This is a genomic window from Candidatus Omnitrophota bacterium (genome assembly GCA_021735655.1).
Lineage (GTDB): Bacteria > Omnitrophota > Gorgyraeia > Duberdicusellales > 4484-171 > JAHKAJ01.
In genome coordinates this window covers 36082-57719 of the sequence record JAIPGM010000002.1, presented here as the reverse complement: position 1 = coordinate 57719, position 21638 = coordinate 36082, and the positions used below count along the sequence as shown (strand labels likewise).

Below are 21638 nucleotides of genomic sequence, written 5' to 3'. Positions count from 1 at the left end.
ATGGCCTTTAAAAATTATTCATCAAGCCAAATCTTTCTCATTTCCTCAGTGATTTCATGTTGCAAGGTATAATTTATATCCTTATCAGCTTCTGGAACATCTTTTGACTTAAGTTTAATAAAATCGGCTATTCGGCAGAGTTTTACTTTAGGCCCCCGAACCGAATCCCTCAAAGCTCTATCATCAGTTACTACCACCACTTCGCCTTTAGTCCTTATTGTCGAAACCTTTCTTCTTATTACATCGTCAGCGCTAACTTCACCACTACCAAAAACATTAAAAGAACCTGATTGTTGTCTGACATCTATTTCTAAGCCACCATCAAAGACAATTATTACTTTGTTGTTTTTGCTTCCGGTAAGACGATTTTTTTCAATATAATGAACGAGATCCTTCTGAGGAGTACTGGAACTCTTAAGACTTTTTACTCGGTGAGTGAGATTGTAGCCATCGATGATATACACTAACATAAAAAATACCCCCTAAGATTCCAACAACTATCATAAGAATGAGGTTAAGTAAAGATATTCCCAATCCAATGCTTTTTTCTATTCCGATTAGAGAAAAAAAGTAAACTGCTGAGGCCTCTCGGGTGCCGGCTCCGGCAATCGTAATTGGAATCATCGCTATTGCCATAATTATCGGAACTAAAATTAAAAAATTAACAATACTCACCTCTACTCCAAATGCTCGAGAAGCAATAAAAAAACTGATGGCAGTTAGCATCTGCATCGGCACCGAAAAATACAAACTTTTTAAAAGCACCTTGGGGTTATTTTTGAAAAAATAAAGCTGATCATGAAAAGAAATAATTTTCTCTTCAATCGCATCATTTTTTCTAAAAATCTTAGTTAAAAATAAAAAGACTTTCCGATTAAATATTACTAAAGACGAAAACACAATTATCAAACAAAGAATAGCTATGGCTACAATTATCTGAGGGTCATTCAAAATATCTCTGCCGAAAAAATAGGCTATCGCCGAAACTGAAACCAAAGCTATCGCACCACTGAATCTATCCATCAGCACCGACGAGGCAACTTTTTTTGCTGAGCCGTGGCGATAGGAAATACTCATGCTTCTAAATACATCACCGGCAACAAAAGACGGAAAAAATAAATTAAAAAACAGACCTGAGAAAAAAGCATAGAAAACTTCTTTAAAAGACATGTCAACGCCTAGAGAAGAAAGAAGAAAGCGCCAACGACAGGCAGCAATAAAATAACAACTAAAGAAAATAAGTGCAGCATAAAAAAGATATATTTTATTTGAATCTTTGAAAACTTCGATTATTTTCTGATAGGGTACTAGCTTAAAAAGAGCAAAGAGAATTGCTATAGTTACAACAACTTTAAAAATTAGAAAGAAATTCTTCTTCTTAGACATTAGGAACTTATATAATGACCTTTAATGTGCTTATAGGCGCTGAGGGCAGCTGTAGCACCTTCTGAGGCTGCCGTTATCAGCTGCTTTAGGGGACGCTTGCGGCAATCGCCACAAGCCCAAACTAAATCGCAAGAACTCTTCATTTCCTGATCGGTGATTATAAAACCTTTATCGTCTCTTGCTACCAACTCTTTAAAAATTTCAGTTGCTGGATTAATGCCGATTGCAACAAATAACCCCTGTAAAGCTATGGTACGCTTATCTTTAGTTAGGTTATCTTCAATAATGATTTCCTCTAATAGCTCCTTACCCTTGGGCTCAACCACTACACTATTGTAAGCAATCTCTACATTATCTTTAGCCAAAAGCTGCTTCTGTAAATAATCAAGTGATCTTAACTTATCGCGACGATGAATAAGGGTAACTTTATTGGCAATGTCCGAAAGATACAAAGCCTCTTCAACTGCTGTATTACCACCGCCGACCACGGCTACGTCTTTTCCCTTAAAAAAGAAACCATCACAAACCGCACAATAAGATATACCTTTGCCAGTAAATTTAGCCTCTTTGGCCAAACCTAATTTTTTAAAACTAGCCCCAGTTGCAATAATAGCTGTTTTTGCAATATAAGTAGCATCTTCTGATTGAAAAATAACCTGATCCTTTTCGAATTCAGCTTTACTTATTCGTTCATTGATGACCTCGATCTCTAAATCATCCAAAGTCTTAACTAAAGTCTGAGCCATCTGGACACCTTTCAAACCTAAGCCAATACCGACATAGTTATCGATATCCTGCATAAGCAAAAGTTGTCCGCCAACAGCTTGAGGCTCGAAAATTAAAAAATCGAGCCCAGACCGTTTAGCATAAATAGCTGCACTTACTCCGGCTATACCGGCTCCCACAATAATTAAATCTTTTGGATCGTTCATTGTTATTATTTATCCTTACAAATAGAAATAAAATAGTCTCTCGAACGATTGTAGGTTTTTTCAGCCTCAGGCGGGAAAAGACATCCGGGAATTTCATTATTAGCTAAATGATACTGCAGACACTCACAACAAACCCCTTTTCGCGGACAACCAGGATAACTGCAACTACAAAAATCAGTGTTTTTTTTCTTGTTTTCGCAAGACATTTCTTGTCCTCCTGGTAATCGCTGCTAGCTTGGGAGCAATCTGCAATCTTTTCAAAAAAGAAACTCGATCAATAAAAACTTTTCCCTCGATATGGTCAATTTCATGCTGAAAAATAACTGAAAGCACCCCTTCGACTTCAATCTCGACTTTCTTGCCGTTCTCATTCAAGGCAGAAATCAAAATTTTATTATCCCTCTTAACCTCCATCTCTAAGCCAGGAAAACTTAAGCATCCCTCAGGGAAAGATATCGACCCTTCCCGCTTTATAATTTTAGGATTAACCAGCTTAAATACGCTATCCTCAATCCCAACCACGATTAAAGAAGCGTCTAAGCCCGCCTGATTTCCGGCTAAACCAAAGCCATCAGTCACCCGCATTAAGGTCAACATCTCCGAAAGCTGGGAACGTATCGAATCGTCAACCACCTTAATTTTTTTGCACTTCTTGCGTAAAATCTTCTCAGGCCAGGTATGTATTCTTAATTTTGTTTTGCTCATCTAACTCCACGTACTGTGATTTAAAGCCTTTTAACTCTTCTTCAGAATAGGCCGCATACGAAATAATTATAATTTTGTCGCCTTTAAATCCCAAACGTGCCGCCGGCCCATTCAAACAAATCGTACCGCTGTTTTTTTCACCCTTAATTACATAAGTCTGCAGACGTCCGCCGGTGTTCACATTTAAGACATCGACCTGCTCGCCTTCCTTTAAATTGGCAGCTTCCATTATCGCCTGATCAACAGTTATACTCCCTTTGTAATAAAGCTGCAAATCAGTTAAAACTGCATAGCTAACTTTTGATTTAAGCATTGTCCTCATCATTTTTTCTTCCTCTTTTTTAATTTTGGCTTTACGGTTTCTAAAGCCAAGTGCGCTATCATTAGCTCTTCATCAGTAGGGATAACTAAAACTTCTGTTTTCTTTCTTAAAAACTTTGAAACATCCCTTCTTAAACCATCGATCACTCTTTGAGAGTTCTCACCAATGCCTCCGGTAAGACAGATCGCGTCGGCTCCGCCTAAAATAAAAAGATAAGCTCCGATATATTTTTTGATTCTATGAACAAAAACCTGATAAGCTAATTTAGCACTCTTTGAACCTCGAACCATTGCCTTTTGAATCAAACGAAAATCATTACTTATCCCTGAAACACCTAGAAGCCCACTTTCTTTATTTAAAATCCGATCCATTTCTGAGACCGATAGCTTTTCCTTCTTCATAATATAAAAAACAGCAGCTACATCTATATCGCCGGAACGAGTTCCCATCACTAAGCCCTCTAGGGGAGTAAAACCCATCGAAGTATCTACGCATTTACCTTTATCAATAGCAGCTATACTGCAACCGTTCCCTAAGTGACAAGTAATTAACTTTAACTTGGATAATCGGCGTTTAAGAAGCTTAGCTGCTTGATTAGCGACAAACTGGTGCGAGCTTCCATGGAATCCATATTTTCTTACCTTATGTTTCTTATAATAACTATTGTTTATAGCATACGTATAGGCAATTTTGGATATACTCTGATGAAAAGCAGTATCAAAAACTGCTACCTGTGGTATCTGAGGAAATAACTTCCGACAGCCAAAAATTCCAGCTAGATTAGCCGGATTATGAAGCGGCGCCAAGGATGAGCACTGCTTAATTTTTTTAATTACTCTTGAATCAATCAAATGAGGCTGCCTAAAAGTCTCTGCCCCGTGAACAACCCTATGGCCAATTACCTTAATCTCGTCTAGACTGCTAATAATTTTGCTCTCAAGAATATCCGAAACAAGATTCTTAATCCCCTGGCTATGATTTTTTACGCTTGAACCTTTTTCACCTATTTTTTCAATAAGACCTTTAGCTAACGGCCGATCGCTGCCTTTAGTGTAAAGCTTATACTTTATTGATGAGCTACCACAATTTATGACCAATATTTTCATACCGACTCTCTTATCTCTTAGCTGTTTTGCTTTTTTCCTGAGCTCTTATTACGGTAACTGCAGCACAGTCAACGATATCATTAACGTCACAGCCGCGCGATAAATCACTACAAGGTTGCACGGTTCCTAAAATAATCGGGCCAATCGCTCTAGCATTGGCTAAACGCTGGGTCAGCTTATAGCAAATATTTCCGGAATCTAAATCGGGGAAAATTAAAACATTAGCTCTTCCGGCAACTTCACTTTCACTAAGCTTTCTGGCGGCAATTTCAGGTACTAAAGCACTGTCAGCCTGAAGCTCTCCATCAATTGAAAATCCACTATTCTTAGATTTGGCAATTTCGACCGCCTCTTTCACCTTTTGAATTGACTTATTCTTAGCGCTTCCTTTGGTTGAAAAACTTAAAAATGCAACCCGAGGTGTAACCCCAAGTACTTTACTTGTAAATCTAGCGCTGGAAATAGCAATATTTGCAAGCTGCCCGCTGCTCGGCTGAGGTATCACACTACAGTCAGCAAAAACAAAAACACCATTCTCACCATAAGAACAATTAGGAACAATCATGATAAAAGCACTAGAAAGCACCCCCGCACTCTTATCAATCTCCAAACAGCCAAGGACTGCTCTTAAAACCGAGGAAGTGGTGTATGCGGCTCCGGCAACAAGACCATCGGCGCTGCCATAGCGAGTCATCATCGCCCCATAGTATAAAGGATTATTCATGAGCTCTCGGGCCTCTTCAAAAGTAACCCCTTTTGCCTTCTTGCGTTCAAAAAAAATACTAGCAAACTCTTCCTGATGTTCTGGCTTAAGATTATCCGGAGTAAGTAGTAAAGGTTTGGCTATTTTTTCCTGTTCAATGCGCTTAACCGCCTCAATAACTCGTTCATCCTGGCTTTCCGGAAAAACTATTACCTTAGGATCACTTTTTGCCCGACCCCATAGTTTCTTGATAATTTCATCCATAAATCCTCCTTAATAACTATTTAAAAACAGAAAAAATTGACTTGTCTTTCAAAGTAAGGTAGGTCGCTTGAGCAATAAGCTTTAAGGCTCCTATGTTACGATCGTTTGTTGCCTCGCTCACCACTGACGCCCTTTGAGCATATTGATCTAAGGTAAGTAAAACATAAAAAGTATCTTTAGCGCCGAAAGCAGCCTGATAGGATTGATGGTTCCAATCGCTACCAACAAAAACTAAAACTTGTTTGTCCGGGAATTCTTTTTCCAATCTAGACTTAGTCGCCTCAATGAACTCAGAATCAGGATAAAAATAAAGCACCACCTCAATAAAGCATTGCCTTTCGGTTATCTTCGACCGTAAATCTTTAATAATATCTTCTAAATTTACTACTTGCGGCGACTGGTTTTCGCCACTGGCTCCTTCTAAACGACCCATCTCTTGTTTATACTTTTCAACAAATTCCTGAGTAACAAAGTTTATTCCTTTTAAAGCTGAATAATAAGCAATAAACACTTGGAAAAAATACATTTGCTCCATAAGCTCAACTACCTTATCGCTAATCTCTAAATCTAAGCTTAAAGAACAAAACTGATCTGTATCTTTTAAGTTAGTTATAGTCTTGACTGCGAGTTGGGTGCTTTTTGAACCTAAAGATTCCTGGAAAAGCTGAACTATCCAAGAAGAAAAAGATTTACCTAGAATCTCATCAATTAAAGGAGAAAAGTAAGCTTCCTTGGTATCTCGATATTGTTCAACCTTGCGACAGGCCTCCGCCCTAGTTGCTTCCTGCAAAGAAACAAAATCATCATAGACATTTTTCAGTTTATCTAAATCTTGACCTAAAAGTAAAAATAGCGGTAAGAAAAAAATACAGGTATGCGGTGAAGAGAATCTGCCGCCAATATCAGTTTCTGAATCAAACTGAATAGGAGTTTTGGCAACACCCTGCCAACCTAAATCATTGAGCTTGTCAAAAGAAGGCTTATCGCTCAACCAAAGAAAGTTCTTCTGCCATTGGTCCGATCCTAATTTTTTAGAAAATAACTCCTGTAAGGTTTTAGCTAAAAGCTGAGTTTCCTTAGTTGTGCCTGATTTAGATATCGAAACAACTAAAGTTTTGTTAAAATCAGCTACCTTTGAAATAAGTTCTGAAGCTGCTTTAGGGTCTAAATTGTCGAAAGTATAAAACTGTTTATTTTTAAACAAAGAAAGTAGGGGTTTTATTCCATTTATTGAGCCACCCATGCCAACAAAAATAAAAGTTTCTTTGTTTTCTAGAATAGGCGCCAATGCCCTTAAGGACTTCTCTATCTCTATGAAGGATGCCGGAAGTATCCAACCCAGGCGTCGTTTCTCCCCGTCAAAGCCAACATCCCGATAAGGATTGTCGCTGGGTAGGCTATCTTTTTCTTTACCTATAGCCGCCAACAAATATTTTTCTAAGTCTTTGCTCATTAATTAACTCCTTAAGTATCTTATTATCTACAAATTACTGAAAATATCAATCTTAATTATTTATAATATTAAATAGTATAAACTGAGATGTTTTTAATCTAAAACCAAGAAACCCGATTGCGACCGGAAATTTTAGCCTTATAAAGAGCCTTATCAGCAACTTCAAGAAGAATATCAGAATTAACCGCATTCTCAGGGTAAGAGGCAACCCCAACGCTTACCTTTGTTATAATTTTTTCGTCAAAAGCACTAATTGGTGCTCGATTAATATGTTGATTAATACGCTCGGCCAGCATAATTGCGCCGCCTTTGTCGGTCTCCGGCAAAACTACCGAGAACTCCTCTCCGCCAAAACGAGCTACTAAGTCTATTCCTCTTGTACTCTTTTTAATCAAACGAGCAACCTCTCTTAAGATTACGTCACCGACTAAATGACCATAGGTATCATTAACTTTTTTAAAATGATCAATATCAATCATTAGGAATGCCAAATTATGCTTAAACTTTTTAGCCCGTTCAAATTCCTCTTGAAATCTTTGCATGAAATGGCGACGATTATAAATCTTAGTTAAAGAATCGTAAATAGACAGCTGCTGTAATCGATCATAAAGACGAATACGCTCAAGACATAAACGCAATATCTTTACAAAGTAAGAAGCATATTCAGCAACCTTCTTTGAGCTTGTCTTTAAATACAATACCTCCCTAACCCCCTTGCCTAGTTCAAACCTCAAGTACTCCTCGGGCATTATTTCTGTCGACAATTCCATTGTCTCAATCGGACCAAGATAGCTTAACTCTTGCAAAAAATTAGCAAAAAGCTCTTTTTTATCAAGTAAAGGAGCGAGCCGGCGGGTCATATCATAAAAAAGAAAACGCTCAGCAAGAATAGATTCCAAGTTATCAAGTTTTGTTCTTATTTGGAATTCGGATGCTTCTAAACTTGCAACCTGTTTAGACAGATTTTCTCGCTTCTTGTTAGCCTGACTACGGAACCAAACTAAAAAAACAATAGCCTCGATTAAAAAAATTACTTCCCCAATAGCTATTACTGTCCAGAATAACACGTCTTGTTCTTACCCTCCCGTTTAGCCTTATAGAGTGCTCGATCGGCCTCCTCAATTAATCCAGTAGGCGTTGTAGCATTGTCCGGATAAAGAGCCGCCCCTAAAGAAACTGTAAACTGAATTTTCTTTCTGCGAAATGCTAAATTGGCTGCCGCGACTGCATAACGAATTTCCTCAGCGCAAGCAACAAGCTCTTTAAGGCTGATTTCAAGCAAAAGCAATGTAAACTCTTCTCCACCAAACCGAGAAACTATACCGGATCTTTTAGTGAGACTCTTTTGCAAAATGTCAGCTAATTTCACTATAACCAAATCACCCACTACATGACCATGAGTATCGTTTATTTTTTTGAAATCATCAATATCAAGCATAATCAGGCCTAGCCTACCGTTTTGGCGCTGAATAAGTTTTAATTCTCTCGAAAAATACTCTGAAAAATAACTACGCACAAATAGTCCGGTTAAAGCATCCTTGGTGGCTAACTCCTTAATTTTTTTAAAAAGAACTGAACGCTCCAGAACCACTACGCCCAAATCACAAACATTCCGCAGGAGCCTTGAATCGTCTAAAGAAAACTCCCCTGGCCTTTGGCTTTCAATCCGCACCAACCCCAATGACCTGCGGCCAACCGACAAAGGACTTAAAACGAATGAATGTGCTCGACGCTCATAATAAGCCGTAAGCTTAGATGCATCGAAACGAAAATCTTTAGTAATATCTTCAATCAACAGCGAACGATTTTGATGTAATACCCAGTTATCCAAGCTACTGCCTTTTTTCTCTTTTATCGTATTAAATTTACGTTTCAGAGAGTGCTTAAGCTCTAAGGCCCCGCCTTCCTTGTCAAAACTGAAAATCAAAATACTGTCGGCTTCGGGAAAAAGTTTTTCCAGGATTTTAATTAATGAATTAAAAATTTCTTCCAGTTCAATTAGTTCAATTAAACTCTTAGAAATATCAAAAAGGAAGGAAGCTCGCTCACTTTTTTTAGGAAACGAGTTCAAAATCTTATTTTTCTCTTCGATGCTTTTATTTAAAATATTTATTTTTTCATCAAAATTCTCAAATTCACCTTGATGCTGAGAAATAATAAAAGTTCGGATCTTGCAGACAACTATAAATATCACAATGCTGACTGCGGCTGGAATTAAAAAGAGAGGTCCCCCTTTGGGATGGAGAGATAAAATGACTGAAGTTATTAATAGAAACGGTAAGCTTATAAGAATATTACGCTTATACAATGATACGTTCGTTTGAAGGATCAAAAAAATGGACTTTCCTCATATCGAAAACTACTTCAACCATACTTCCGATAGAAGGTTTATTAGAGGCTTCAACTACAGCTATCAGGGTGTGTTTTCCGGTAGAGAAATGAAGATGGTTTTGCGAACCCATAGTTTCCATAACCTCACAAAGGACACTTAGGGTATTATCGGCAGTTGCATAAGAAGCAAAAAGTTTATCGTAAATATTTTCTGGACGTATTCCAAAAATAATGTCTTTTCCGGCATAAGCATTTAGCTTTTCATACATCTCATCTAAAGCTCTGACCCGAAAACTTCCTTCGTCAAAATAAAGACCAGAATCATCTTTAACCATTTTACCATTCATAAAGTTCATTGGCGGTGAACCAATAAATCCGGCAACAAACTTACTGACTGGATTATCATAAACATTCAGCGGTGTATCAAATTGTAAAATCTCACCATCCTTCATTACTGCAATTCGATCTCCTAAAGTCATAGCCTCAGTTTGATCGTGAGTTACATAAATCATTGTGGTCTGAATTTTTAAATGAAGCTTATGAATCTCAGTTCGCATCTGAACCCGCATCTTAGCATCAAGATTACTCAAGGGTTCATCAAAAAGGAATACTTGAGGTTTCCGGACGATTGCTCTTCCGACGGCAACTCTCTGGCGTTCACCACCGGAAATTTGTCGCGGTCTTCTATCAACTAAGGCACTTATTCCCAAAATCTCAGCAGCATCTTTAACCCGAGTATCTATATCTTCACGAGAATAGTTACGTAACTTCAGAGCAAAAGCCATATTATTGTAAACGTTCATATGAGGATAAAGAGCATAGTTTTGAAAAACCATGGCAATATCCCTATCCTTTGCCGGAACTTCATTTACTAATTTATCAGCGACATAAATTTCGCCTTTGGTTGGCTGCTCAAGGCCGGCAATCATCCTCAAAGTAGTCGATTTACCGCAACCAGAGGGACCAACTAAAACTACAAACTCCTTATCCTCTACTTTAAGGTTTATATCTTTAACCGCGTCAGCTCCGCTAGCGTAAGATTTAGTGATATTTTTTAAAACTACTTCAGCCATAAGTTAAAATTGTAAGTTTTAAAGGGATTTATGTCAAGATAAATAATAAAGCAATTTAGCTAAAATTGCTTTCAGCTCTTTCCTTGGCACGACCATATCGATCATTCCGTGCTTTAAGTTGAACTCTGAAGTCTGAAACCCCTTAGGTAAATCCTGTTTTATCGTTTGTTTAATTACTCGCGGACCAGTAAACCCGATTAAAGCACCGGGCTCAGCAATAGTTACATCGCCTAAACCGGCAAAAGAAGCCATAACTCCGGCCATAGTCGGATTAGTAAGAATTGAAATAAAGGGAATATTTTCCTCTTTAAGCCTCGCCAAGGCACCGCTAGTTTTTGCCATCTGCATAAGGCTAAGCATGCCCTCATACATCCTTGCTCCGCCACCAGAACCAGAAACAATTATTAAAGGAATATGTTTAGCTAAAGCAAGTTCGGCTATCCGGGTTATTTTTTCACCAACCACCGAACCCATTGAGCCCATAATGAAACGAGAATCAGTGACACCCAAAGCAATTGGTTTATCCTCTATTTTAGCCTCACCGACTACAGCCGCTTCCTTTAATCCAGTTGCTTTAGTTGCTTCCTCTAGTTTAGTACGATAAGTCTTAGGGCCGGCGAATTCAAGCGGATCACGTGAGGTTAACCCAGCTGATATCTCATTAAAACTATCCTTATCGGTCATCAAGGCTATTCGTTCCCAGCAAGTAAGCAAAAAATGATGGCTGCATTTTGGACAAACCTTTGAATTTTCCTCTAATAGTTTATTGAAAACAAGATGCGAACAGCTCGGACATTTGCTCCACAAGCCGTCAGGAATGTTTTTCTTCTGTTTCTTCGGGCCACCAAAAGTCTTCTTAAATATTCTCAAACTCCAAACCTCCTTATCAGCAAACCCGATAAAATTTTCGGATAGAAATATGTTGATTTTTGGGGAAACTTAAAACCTTTTCGTGATATTTTTAACACAGTTTCTAAAGGTACTGCCCGTAAAAGAAAACCGATTTTTGTTTTACCGGCCATTTTTTTAGCCTCAGCAAGACTATGGGTATATTCAATTGCGCCGTCTAACTTAAACATCGGCAATATCAATTTATGAAAAATATAAGTATCTAACTGCCGAAAAAGTTTATTGGGTATTCTATCTAAAAGTCGCTCATCTTTCAACTCTAAAAATAAAAATTTATCCTGATGATATAGGCCCAGGCAAAAAGGCCCTCGGGACTTCAACTTTTTATCCAACCCTGATTTTGAAATTTTCTCAATACGAAAATATTTCTTTAATTTATCAGGAATCAATGCTGTTGATTTATTAGCAGCTAAAACCCGATGAGTAGGCAGAATTACTAATCCCTCTTGCGGCGGAGTAATATAAGCCAAAACATAATTTAAATCTTTAAATTTATCTTTATTATTTTTAAAATAATTAAAAGAAGTTTCAAAACGATGATGTCCGTCAGCGATAACTATTTTTGAATTAGAAATATCCTGACAAATACTGGCAACCTGCCGCTTATCGGAAATCTTCCAAACCTTATTCAAACCGGTGAAGCTATCTTGACACTTAAAGAGAGGCTTTTGCTGACGACAGTTATTATAGACTTTCTTTAATTTATTCAGCTCTTTAGTAGCGATAACGAATATCGGACCTAAGTTAGCCTTAGTTGATTCAATTATTGCTTTACGATCTTTTTTCGGAGCACTTAAGGTATGTTCGTGAGGAAAAATACCTTTTTTATCCATCCGTAAAAGAGAAAAAACACCAAAACGTCGAAAAGTTTTCCCTTCAACCTTAAAAGTCTGCTCATAAATATAAAAACTCTCGCTCTGATCGTCAACTAGTATTTGTGAATCCAGCCATTTCTTAAGCCGGACGGCTACTTGCTTATAGTCACCTCGATCAGCCAAAAGAACTCGGGAATAATTATAGGGAGACTTTTTACGTAAACTTTTTAATTTGTCTTTATTAATTACATCATAAGGTGGAGAAACCAATCTAGAATAGTCCTTAAAGATAGCCGGATTATAATAAGTAGCCTTTAACGGTTTTACTGTTTTAGGCATAAAACCTCCTTATTCTTTGTTTATCTTGCCTTGCGGGCACTTAGGAGCATCCTTGCATCCAGAACAATCTGGCGAAGATACCTTTTTGCTATTGGAACTTTTATTCTGTTTTTTGTAGTCTGTTGCGTAAAATCCACTTCCCTTAAAAATCAAACCACTCCCTGAGCCAATTAACCTTTTAACTTTACCCTTACATTTCGGGCAAGCCTTGAGCACTTTATCGCTCATATTCTGGAAAAGTTCAAAATGATCTCCGCAATCTAAACATTGGTAATCGTAAGTTGGCATATTATCACTCCCTCATCCTATTAATTTTGCCCATTGCTCAATGAGCTTTTTTTCTCGAGAAGATAGCTTCTTAGGTATCTCTATTTCTACTTCGATAAGCTCATCTCCCGGACGTTTTGAATGTAAATCAATTATTCCTTTTCCTTTTAACCTAAATACCGTATTGGGCTGGGTACCTGGCGGAATCTTCATCATAACTTTGCCAGACAAAGTAGGAACTTCAATTTCAGCTCCCAGTATTGCCTGGATAACATTTAACTTTACCGCACAAAGTATCGTATCACCCTGGCGTTTAAACTGCGGATGGGTTCTAACATTGATGTAAATATATAAATCACCTCTAGCTCCAGATGCCCAACTTCCTTCAGCCCTTAGGCGTAAAACCGATCCGCTATCAACCCCTTTCGGAATAGTAACTTTAAGATTTTTCTTAACCTTTATCCTGCCGGCTCCTGAACACTTCTTGCAGCGATTTTTAATAATCTCGCCCTGACCTTGGCAATTAGGGCAGGTTTGAGCAAAATTAATAAAACCTCCCAACCCTGCGCTAACCTGGCCTCTTCCCCGACAAGTAGAACAAGTTTGCTTCCTTGATCCAGGTTCAGCACCACTTCCTGAACAATGGGAACAATTATCATTCCGGCCAAAGGAAATATCCTTTTCTACGCCTCGGTAGGCCTCATCGAGACTTATCGTAACTTGAATCTGAAGATCCTCGCCGGAACGCGTCCGGCCAGATCCAGAAAATCCCGATCCACCAAACACTCCAGAGTTAGAAAATAAGCTCTCAAAAATTCCACCAAGGCCTCCGCCGGCATTGCCGAATATACTTGAAAAGTCTGCGCCGCGGAAAATATCTTCAGTTGAATAACGAGAGTCTATTCCAGCATGACCATATTGATCATAAAGCTGCTTTTTCTGAGGATCGCTTAAAACCGCATATGCTTCAGAGATTTCTTTAAACTTTTCTTCAGCGACTTTTTTCTGATTTTCAGGCACTCGATCAGGATGATGCTTCATTACCAACTGCCGATAAGCCTTCTTAACCTCATCAACGGTCGCACCCTTGCTCAACCCAATAACTTCATAATAATCTTTAGCAGTACTCATTATGATTACTGCTTGTTATCTTCTTCCTTATATTCAGCATCAACAACATTATCATCTTTTGAGCCAGTTTGTGGATCTTGTTGCTGACTAGCTTCTGGGCCAGCCTGACCTTGGCCAGCGGCTCCGGCATCTTGAGCCCCTTGTTGCTGAGCACTCTGAGCCTTATAAACCTGTTCAGCTAGCTTATGAGAAGCCTTAGTTAATTCATCAAGGCCTTTTTCAATCTGCTCTTTAGTTGCTTCTTTTAACTTTAAAGTCTCCCTTAAAGCATCAAGTTTATTCTGAATATCAGTTTTGTCACCTTCAGAAATCTTATCGCCGTAGTCCTTAAGCGACTTCTCAGTCGAATAAACTAAAGTATCAGCCTTATTCTTTAACTCGGCTGCTTCTTTTCGTTGTTTATCTTCATCGGCATACTTATCAGCCTCTTTAACCATTTTTTCAACATCAGCCTCAGATAACTTATCCGGGGCAGTTATCCGAACTGACTGCTCTTTTCCGGTACCTTTGTCTTTGGCGGTAACATGAACTATTCCGTTAGCGTCAATATCAAAAGTAACTTCTATCTGGGGCACTCCGCGTGGTGCCGGTGGGATTCCCACTAAGTCAAACCGACCAAGCTCAATATTATCACTAGCCATTGGCCGCTCCCCTTGCAGAACCCTTATTGTAACTGCCGGCTGATTGCTTTCAGCGGTTGAAAAAACCTGGCTCTTCTTAGTCGGAATCGTTGTGTTTCTTTCGATTAATTTAGTTGATACTCCGCCTAGAGTTTCAATACCTAAAGAAAGCGGTGTAACATCCAAAAGCAAAACATCTTTAGTATCACCCTTGATGATTGATGCCTGGACTGCAGCACCCATTGAAACGCACTCCATCGGATCAATACCCCGTTCAATCTTTTTACCGACATAATCTTCAAGAAACTTTTGAACAATCGGCATCCGAGTCGGTCCACCGACCATTATAATTTTGTCAATATCGCCACCTGACAACTTAGCATCATCTAAAGCCTGCTGAAGCGGAGCCTTACACTTATCAATAATTGGCGTAACTAGCTCTTCGACTTTAGCTCGATTGAGTGAAATTGTAAGATGCTTAGGGCCTGATTGATCAGCAGTAATAAAAGGTAAATTTATCTCAGTAGTCAAGGTGCTGGAAAGCTCTATCTTTGCCTTTTCAGCTGCTTCACGTAAACGTTGCATAGCCATACTGTCATTACGTAAATCAATGCCCGACTGTTTCTTAAAATCTTCGGCAATATGGTCGATTAAAACCTTGTCCATGTCAGTTCCGCCAAGATGAGTATCACCGGAGGTTGAGAGAACTTTAAAGCCCCCTTCAGCCCACATTTCCATAACCGTTACATCTAGAGTTCCACCGCCAAAGTCAAAAACCATGATCTTGAGTTCTTTACCAACCTTATTCAATCCATAAGCTAGACAAGCCGCCGTAGGCTCATTGACAATTCGCAAAACCTCTAAACCGGCAATTTTTCCAGCATCTTTAGTAGCTTGGCGTTGATTATCATTAAAGTAGGCTGGTACAGTCACCACTGCCTCGGTTACCGTATCACCAAGATAACTCTCAGCATCTTGCTTTATCTTTTGCAAAATAAAGGCTGAAATCTGCTGCGGTGTATATTCATTACCATAAACGCTGAATTTAAAGTTTGTTCCAATTTTTCTTTTGGCCGCCAAGACTGTTCCTTCGGGATTAACTGAAGCCTGCCTCCTGGCTGGTTCACCAACCAATCGCTGGCCATCTTTAGTAAAGGCAACTACCGAAGGGAAAGCCTTTCCACTTGCAACGCCAGCTCCTTCAGCTGATGGAATTATTGTTGGCCTGCCACCCTCCATTACTGCAGCTGATGAGTTAGATGTCCCTAAATCAATTCCAATTACTTTTGCCATAATTAACCTCCCTTGTTAAAATCTTCCTCTATCACTTCTTCTGTTTGATCTTCTATTATATCTTCCTCTGCGTCTTCCTTTTTTTCTTCCTTTGCCTTAGCAACTTTAACCTTGGCTGGCCTGACTATACGCCCATTCAGCAAATAGCCCGGTTGCATCTCCTCAATCACCATGTCCTGCTCGACACCTTCAGTCTCAACTACCTGCATTGCTTCATGTTGATGTGGATCAAACTTCTCACCCAGTGCTTTTATTCGCTTTAGACCCTTGCTCTCTAGCAATCCGTGCAGCTGTTTTGAAATCATGTCCACACCCTGATGTAAAAGGTCAAAATCCTTCTTTAGGTCTGCTGCTTTTATGCCACGCTCGAAGTTATCAAGAATGCCTAACAGCTCAACAATTAAACCTTCGTTAGCAAACTTAACAAAATCACCCCTTTCTTTCAATGAACGTTTACGATAATTATCAAACTCCGCCTGAAGCCTTAAGTATCTATCGCGAAGCTCATCACACTCTTTTTGAATTTTCTCTAACGCTTCTTCCTTTGAAGTCTGTTTTTTATTTTTCTTGGTCATACGAACTCCTCAACAACTTCACGAAGCTGATTTCTCACTGAGTTTAGACATGATGCGGCTTTGGAATAATTCATCCGCATCGGACCCAAAAGAGCCAGCGAAAGAGCAACCCCTTTTTCGTGAATTCCCGAGACTATCAAAGAACAATCAGAAATCTCTTCGAATCCGATCTCATCACCAATAAGTATCTTTATATTCTCATCAATATAGTCAAAAAGAAGATGCTGAAAATCGATCATCCTCACTTCAAGAGCATAGATTATATGACGGAGTTTGGAGATATCCTCAAACTCCGGCTGCTCTAATATAAAACGCATCCCTCGATAAGAAAACCGCTCATCCTGTCCAGAAACAGCAATCAACGAAGCATAACCACTCAGACTGGCTAAACTATCTAAAGAATAATTAATTGCCTCTTCAATGTTGGACTCAGGAAGTGAATGAAAATCAAGATTAGATGGCTGCTGCTTTTGAAGCTCTTCCTGTTTTAAACTTTCTACGTAGTGCTTAAAACCCTGCTTAGTCGGCACGCGGCCGCTTGAAGTATGAATATGAGAAATGAGCCCCTTCCTCTCTAAAGAAAGCATTACATTCCTAATCGTTGCCGGTGAACAATTAAGCTTATGATTATCACATAAATAAGCTGAACTGATCGGCTTACTCTGCTCAATATAACTTTCAATAATTAAGCCGAGAATCTCATTTTCTCTTTCTTGGCTATCAATATTTCGTACCATAATCAATCTCCTTTAGCACTCTAGCTCTTAGAGTGCTAAGTATCCTAACACACCGCTTCAGCCTCGTCAAGAAAAAATTGTTATTTTATTCAAAGTCAAAAGAGTCCTTCTGACGGCGGATTCTTAGCTGCTTTTGCCACTTATGTTTCTCTTTATCTAGTTGCTTGCTCAAAGCCGAAAAGGTCTTATTTATGGCCAAAGAAACTTTGGTGCCCTTTTCGTTAGCAGCTAAAACTTTTGATGAAGGCAGATAAACGTGAGATTTACAAAAATATTGCTCCTTATGAGGGTTCTTCTCTAGGTGTACTGAAATATGTATTGGGTCGTTGCGCCGAAACATCTTAATCCGACGCTCAATCTTTTTGAAACCATTATCTAAAACATTGTTAATAAAATCGCTTTTCTTGAGATACTTAAAAGAAACATCAACTCGCATTACAACTCCCTTTTTTGTTTAGTTACAACTCTTCACCTAAGAAACTAATTCTACCGCGTTTTACCAATCATTCAACTGTTGATTTTAACAGTATCTAAGCTTTCTTTGTCTTGATCCCCTGATTTTTAATATAATCTAATTTGTCCCGCTTTAGCCTTAAGTGAAAAACAGCCTCTTTATCTTCATAGTTGCTTTCCAAAACCTCGCAATTTTTATGCAAATAGTTAACAATTTCCATATGATCAAATGGTACCCTGGCTATAACCTCTAGGGTATCTTTAAAAATATTGATTGAAATTACCTGTTTTAATTCCTCTATACCCAAACCACTCTTAGCAGAAATAAAAACCGCCTTAGGATAATCTTTTTTTAAAAATTCAACCTCTCGGGAGGAAATTTTATCAATCTTGTTAAAAACAACAATTGTCGGTTTTAAATCAAGTTTTAAATCCGTCAAGATACTATCAACCGCTGCCTTAAGCTGCAAGAAATTTTTACTACTCAGATCAACTAAATGTAATAAAACATCTGAATACTGCAACTCATCAAGAGTAGTTTTAAAAGACTCAACTAGGTTCGGAGGTAAATTATAAACAAACCCTACTGTATCTGATAGTACTACTTTTTGGCCAACAGCTAAGGAAAACTGACGAGTTACTGTATCTAAAGTTGTAAACAAGCCGGCTGATTCTACCTGCTCACTTTGAGCTAGAAGATTAAACAAGGTAGTCTTTCCGGCATTAGTATAGCCAACTAAAGAACACATATGTTCTTTAGCCTTATCGCGCCGCTTGCGCATCAGATTATGATGTTGTCCTAGATCATGAAGTTCTTCTTTAATTTTACTTATCCGATCGGAAATTTTTCTCTGATCAACCTCAAGCTTTTTTTCACCCGGGCCCCGGGTCCCGATGCCACCACCTAAACGGCTAAGAGCAATACCTTTTCCTCTAAGTCGCGGCAAGAGATACTGAGACTGAGCTAGCTCAACCTGAAGTATTCCTTCTTGACTATGGGCGTGCTTGGCGAATATATCTAAAATCAGCTGGGTACGATCAATGGTCTTAACATTTAATATTTCTTCCAGATTCCTCTGTTGAGTAAATTTCAAATTAGCGTTAAAAATTACTACGTCGACCCCTAGCTCCTCCCTTTTAAGTCTAATCTCTTCTACCTTGCCTTTTCCAATATAAAGCGAAGGGTTAGGCTGAGCCAGTTTCACTAAAACAACTTCAGTCACTTCAATCCCCGAAGAAATAACTAAATTTTTAAACTCCGAGGCTAAATCCTCAAAAAGCCAAAGTTCTTTAGGTTCTTTAACCACGACCAAGAGTGCGGTTTCTTTTTTTATGGTTTCATGCATTGCTAATTCGTGACTCGATTAATTCAGCAGTTTGTTTAGGAGTTTGTTCATCAATATCTATCCACTCGATACGCTTTTCTTTTTTAAACCAAGTTATTTGACGTTTAGCTAGATGGCGAGTATTTTTCTTCATATTAGCCTTAGCCTGAGCCTCAGTTACCTTATCATCTAAAAACTCAGAAATTTCTTTTACCCCAATTATCTTCTCGGCAGTAAGGCTCAAATTGCCCTGTCTTAAAGCTTCAACCTCATCTACGGCGCCTTCAACAAACATCTGATCAACCCTTTCTTCAATCCGGTGATATAGTTCTTTACGCTTAAGCCGCAGACCAAATATCTTAATCGGCAAATCTCCCCATAACCCAAAAGAAAAGGTTTGTTTTTGAGACATCGGCATGCCGCTTTCATAATAGACTTCAAGTGCTCTGATGGTTCTTCTTAAATCATTGGGAGAAATTCTCATTGCTGCCGGCGAATCTACTTTTTTTAACTCCTCATAAAGATATTGTTTACCGTAGGTCTCGGCAGTTCTCATTAAAGACTCGCGCAATTGATCATTTTTCCCCGGCCCTTGAAAAATACCGTCAATTATAGCTTTGAAATATAAGCCACTTCCGCCACAAACTACCGGAGATTGATTTTTAAAATAAAGAGCCCTAATTGCTTCGGTGGCCAAACGAAAATAATCAAACACACTATAAGTTTCGCTAACCGAAGTTATTCCGATAAAATGATGGTTAACTTCGGCTAATAGCTGGTGCGATGGCTTTGAAGTAATGATTGAAGGCTCCCGATAGATAAGCATCGAATCACAAGAAATAATCTCAACACCAAGCTTACGAGCCAATAGATAACTAGTTTGAGTTTTCCCGGAGGCGGTCGGACCAACTATACAAATAATCGGATTCATAAATTAAGGGTAAATACTGGCAGGATATCCCTGGCTACGTAAATCTTGGGCAACCTTGTCGGCATCATATCGCTTTTTAAATTTGCCTACCCTCACCTTATATATCGGATAGGCCCCAGACTTACCTTCAACAATGTAAGCCTTAGATTCACAAGTTACCTCATCCTTAAGTAAAACTGCATTTTTCTTCTGACTAAAGGCTCCTACCTGAATAGTAAAAAAGTCACCATACTCCTCCAAAGTTTTAACAAAATACATTTCCGGACTATTAGGATATTTTTTCTTTATCAACTCTAAATATTTGCCTTTATCTTCCCACTCTCCCCGGCGGCTGGCAATTTGAGCCAAGCGAAGAAAAAGCAAAGATGGATTCTCGAGTTTCAAACATTTACTCTCGATAATTTGATAAAGTTCTTTAGCCTTATCATAGTCTTTTTGTAAAAAATAAGTATCGGCTAATTTCATCATAGCCAGATTACGAAAATCTGACCCCGGGAAGCGATCAATCAATTTATCTAAATATGCTCTGGCCCGTTCATAGTCTGCGGTTTTAGTATAAGCTAAACCTAAAAAATAAAGGGTTTCATCGTTTTCATGCAAACGGCGGGCCTTAACTATCGCTTCCTCATAATTACCCAAAAGATAATCTTGTTGGGCCTCCTCTAAAGAAACTGCCCAAACATTAGCAACAAGACAAAAATAAAAAATAAGTAAAAACCAAACCTTACTTCTTTTAACCATCGCGTGAAATCTTCCTTTGCAGATCGAGCAATATCTTGTGCCTCTTAACTTTTTCGCTCTGAACTAGATCATCAATTAACTTAGCACTTTTTGCCCTTTTCCGTGGTGAATATTTAAAAATATAAGCACTCGAGAAACGCACCTTTTCTAAAACTTCCTTAGTTTGCGCAAAATCTTCATCGCTCTCAGTCGGAAAGCCAACAATGACATCGGTACTCAAGGTACCTTTTACTATTTTCTTATAATCAGAGACTATTTGCAAGTACTTATCAATCGTATAACCTCGTTTCATCGCCTTTAAAATACGATTTGATCCTGACTGAAAAGGTAAATGCAAATGCTTTGATATTTTATCGCTCTTTGCCATCAGCTCGAATAAACCTTTAGGAATATTCCTTGGTTGCGAAGTAATGAAATTTAACTCGGTTAATCCATTTATTGCCTCGATTCGATTAAGTAACTCAACAAAATTAACCCGCTGATTAAAAAAATAATCATTAACATTTTGACCAAGCAAAGTAATTTTCGAAATACCTAAAGCTATATTCTGCTTTATCTCATCAATGATATCTTTGGGTTTGCGCAAGCGTAACTCACCACGTACATAAGGAACAACACAATATGAACAATAATTAGAACAGCCGGTTGATATCACAACTTGGGCATGGTCGCTCTCAATACGATAGGAACCTTGATAAAATTCACTTTTACGTTTCTTATCCTCTAAGTCAAGAATCCGAACTTTTTCTTTCTCTATCTTTTGAATATAAGCAACGACTCTATCTAGACAGCCAGGTCCACAGATTAAATCAACATAGGGCATTCTTTTAAATATTTCTTCTCCAGTATTCTGAGCCATACAACCAATAAGCCCAATTATCTTATGTTTAGCGCCTCGGGAACGCCGGCGCTCAGCGAGCTTCTGTAGGCTACCTAAAAAAGAACGGGCCCGGTCTTCAGCATGCTCTCTCACCGAACAAGTATTAACTAATATTACATCGGCCTCCTTAGGCTCTTTAGCTACAGAATACCCCAAATCAACAAAAAGGCCTAGAAGAGCCTCAGAGTCTCGATCATTCATCTGGCATCCGAAGGTACGGATGTAGACTGCCTTTTTTATTGAGTTTTTTGGGTTATTCATGTCTACTAAATGCTACTTTTCGTTATTCTATTGCAAAAATATCATAAAAATCCCGATCGTTCATCGGCTATCATAATAGCTTTGGC

24 protein-coding genes are annotated in these 21638 nt (G+C 38.6%); all 24 read right to left on the bottom strand.

Annotation, left to right across the window (positions count from 1 at the left end):
- Nucleotides 1-14: 14 nt before the first annotated feature.
- Nucleotides 15-470, bottom strand: a complete 456-nt coding sequence (locus K9L86_01270) for an NYN domain-containing protein (protein ID MCF7907499.1) — start codon at nucleotides 468-470, stop codon at nucleotides 15-17.
- On the bottom strand, nucleotides 415-1386 hold the full coding sequence (locus tag K9L86_01265) for a flippase-like domain-containing protein (protein ID MCF7907498.1): 972 nt from the start codon (nucleotides 1384-1386) through the stop codon (nucleotides 415-417). The genes K9L86_01270 and K9L86_01265 overlap by 56 nt, the downstream gene beginning before the upstream one ends.
- Complete coding sequence (locus K9L86_01260; protein ID MCF7907497.1) at nucleotides 1386-2318, bottom strand: FAD-dependent oxidoreductase; 933 nt, start codon at nucleotides 2316-2318, stop codon at nucleotides 1386-1388. Before K9L86_01260 ends, K9L86_01265 begins: the two co-directional genes overlap by 1 nt.
- Before the next feature lie 5 nt (nucleotides 2319-2323).
- Nucleotides 2324-2524, bottom strand: coding sequence for a DUF6485 family protein (locus K9L86_01255; GenBank protein ID MCF7907496.1), 201 nt, complete (start codon nucleotides 2522-2524; stop codon nucleotides 2324-2326).
- Nucleotides 2493-3023 carry a peptide deformylase gene (def, locus tag K9L86_01250; protein ID MCF7907495.1) on the bottom strand — a complete coding sequence of 177 codons (531 nt, stop codon included), beginning with the start codon at nucleotides 3021-3023 and terminating at the stop codon, nucleotides 2493-2495. The genes K9L86_01255 and def overlap by 32 nt, the downstream gene beginning before the upstream one ends.
- The gene (locus K9L86_01245; protein ID MCF7907494.1) at nucleotides 2986-3348 is read right to left on the bottom strand and encodes an aspartate 1-decarboxylase; all 363 of its coding nucleotides are present in this window, start codon (nucleotides 3346-3348) and stop codon (nucleotides 2986-2988) included. Before K9L86_01245 ends, def begins: the two co-directional genes overlap by 38 nt.
- Nucleotides 3345-4451, bottom strand: a complete 1107-nt coding sequence (locus tag K9L86_01240; protein ID MCF7907493.1) for an acetate kinase — start codon at nucleotides 4449-4451, stop codon at nucleotides 3345-3347. Before K9L86_01240 ends, K9L86_01245 begins: the two co-directional genes overlap by 4 nt.
- A gap of 10 nt (nucleotides 4452-4461) precedes the next feature.
- Entirely contained in the window at nucleotides 4462-5418 is a 957-nt protein-coding gene (locus K9L86_01235) for a phosphate acetyltransferase (protein MCF7907492.1), read from the bottom strand.
- 16 nt (nucleotides 5419-5434) lie between these two features.
- A complete protein-coding gene (locus tag K9L86_01230; protein ID MCF7907491.1) occupies nucleotides 5435-6871 on the bottom strand; it encodes a hypothetical protein in 1437 nt (478 codons plus the stop codon).
- Between the two features lie 98 nt (nucleotides 6872-6969).
- Nucleotides 6970-7938 (bottom strand): GGDEF domain-containing protein, encoded by a 969-nt coding sequence (locus K9L86_01225; protein MCF7907490.1) that lies wholly within the window; start codon nucleotides 7936-7938, stop codon nucleotides 6970-6972.
- Nucleotides 7920-9065 carry a sensor domain-containing diguanylate cyclase gene (locus tag K9L86_01220; protein MCF7907489.1) on the bottom strand — a complete coding sequence of 382 codons (1146 nt, stop codon included), beginning with the start codon at nucleotides 9063-9065 and terminating at the stop codon, nucleotides 7920-7922. The genes K9L86_01225 and K9L86_01220 overlap by 19 nt, the downstream gene beginning before the upstream one ends.
- Before the next feature lie 106 nt (nucleotides 9066-9171).
- Nucleotides 9172-10275, bottom strand: a complete 1104-nt coding sequence (gene ugpC, locus K9L86_01215) for a sn-glycerol-3-phosphate ABC transporter ATP-binding protein UgpC (GenBank protein MCF7907488.1) — start codon at nucleotides 10273-10275, stop codon at nucleotides 9172-9174.
- 33 nt (nucleotides 10276-10308) lie between these two features.
- On the bottom strand, nucleotides 10309-11139 hold the full coding sequence (accD, locus tag K9L86_01210) for an acetyl-CoA carboxylase, carboxyltransferase subunit beta (protein ID MCF7907487.1): 831 nt from the start codon (nucleotides 11137-11139) through the stop codon (nucleotides 10309-10311).
- Nucleotides 11140-11141: 2 nt separating this feature from the next.
- Nucleotides 11142-12338 (bottom strand): DUF1015 domain-containing protein, encoded by a 1197-nt coding sequence (locus tag K9L86_01205; protein ID MCF7907486.1) that lies wholly within the window; start codon nucleotides 12336-12338, stop codon nucleotides 11142-11144.
- Nucleotides 12339-12347: 9 nt separating this feature from the next.
- Nucleotides 12348-12626: a hypothetical protein gene (locus tag K9L86_01200; GenBank protein MCF7907485.1), complete on the bottom strand. Its 279-nt coding sequence runs from the start codon at nucleotides 12624-12626 to the stop codon at nucleotides 12348-12350.
- A gap of 12 nt (nucleotides 12627-12638) precedes the next feature.
- Nucleotides 12639-13736 (bottom strand): molecular chaperone DnaJ, encoded by a 1098-nt coding sequence (gene dnaJ, locus K9L86_01195; protein ID MCF7907484.1) that lies wholly within the window; start codon nucleotides 13734-13736, stop codon nucleotides 12639-12641.
- Between the two features lie 5 nt (nucleotides 13737-13741).
- Complete coding sequence (gene dnaK, locus K9L86_01190; protein MCF7907483.1) at nucleotides 13742-15649, bottom strand: molecular chaperone DnaK; 1908 nt, start codon at nucleotides 15647-15649, stop codon at nucleotides 13742-13744.
- 2 nt (nucleotides 15650-15651) lie between these two features.
- A complete protein-coding gene (gene grpE / locus K9L86_01185) occupies nucleotides 15652-16224 on the bottom strand; it encodes a nucleotide exchange factor GrpE (protein ID MCF7907482.1) in 573 nt (190 codons plus the stop codon).
- A complete protein-coding gene (locus tag K9L86_01180) occupies nucleotides 16221-16961 on the bottom strand; it encodes a hypothetical protein (GenBank protein ID MCF7907481.1) in 741 nt (246 codons plus the stop codon). The genes grpE and K9L86_01180 overlap by 4 nt, the downstream gene beginning before the upstream one ends.
- Before the next feature lie 85 nt (nucleotides 16962-17046).
- On the bottom strand, nucleotides 17047-17397 hold the full coding sequence (locus K9L86_01175) for an HPF/RaiA family ribosome-associated protein (protein MCF7907480.1): 351 nt from the start codon (nucleotides 17395-17397) through the stop codon (nucleotides 17047-17049).
- Nucleotides 17398-17491: 94 nt separating this feature from the next.
- On the bottom strand, nucleotides 17492-18760 hold the full coding sequence (gene hflX / locus K9L86_01170; GenBank protein ID MCF7907479.1) for a GTPase HflX: 1269 nt from the start codon (nucleotides 18758-18760) through the stop codon (nucleotides 17492-17494).
- The gene (gene miaA / locus K9L86_01165) at nucleotides 18753-19670 is read right to left on the bottom strand and encodes a tRNA (adenosine(37)-N6)-dimethylallyltransferase MiaA (protein ID MCF7907478.1); all 918 of its coding nucleotides are present in this window, start codon (nucleotides 19668-19670) and stop codon (nucleotides 18753-18755) included. Before miaA ends, hflX begins: the two co-directional genes overlap by 8 nt.
- 3 nt (nucleotides 19671-19673) lie before the next feature.
- Complete coding sequence (locus tag K9L86_01160) at nucleotides 19674-20411, bottom strand: tetratricopeptide repeat protein (GenBank protein MCF7907477.1); 738 nt, start codon at nucleotides 20409-20411, stop codon at nucleotides 19674-19676.
- Complete coding sequence (gene miaB / locus K9L86_01155; protein ID MCF7907476.1) at nucleotides 20404-21552, bottom strand: tRNA (N6-isopentenyl adenosine(37)-C2)-methylthiotransferase MiaB; 1149 nt, start codon at nucleotides 21550-21552, stop codon at nucleotides 20404-20406. The genes K9L86_01160 and miaB overlap by 8 nt, the downstream gene beginning before the upstream one ends.
- Nucleotides 21553-21638 lie beyond the last annotated feature (86 nt).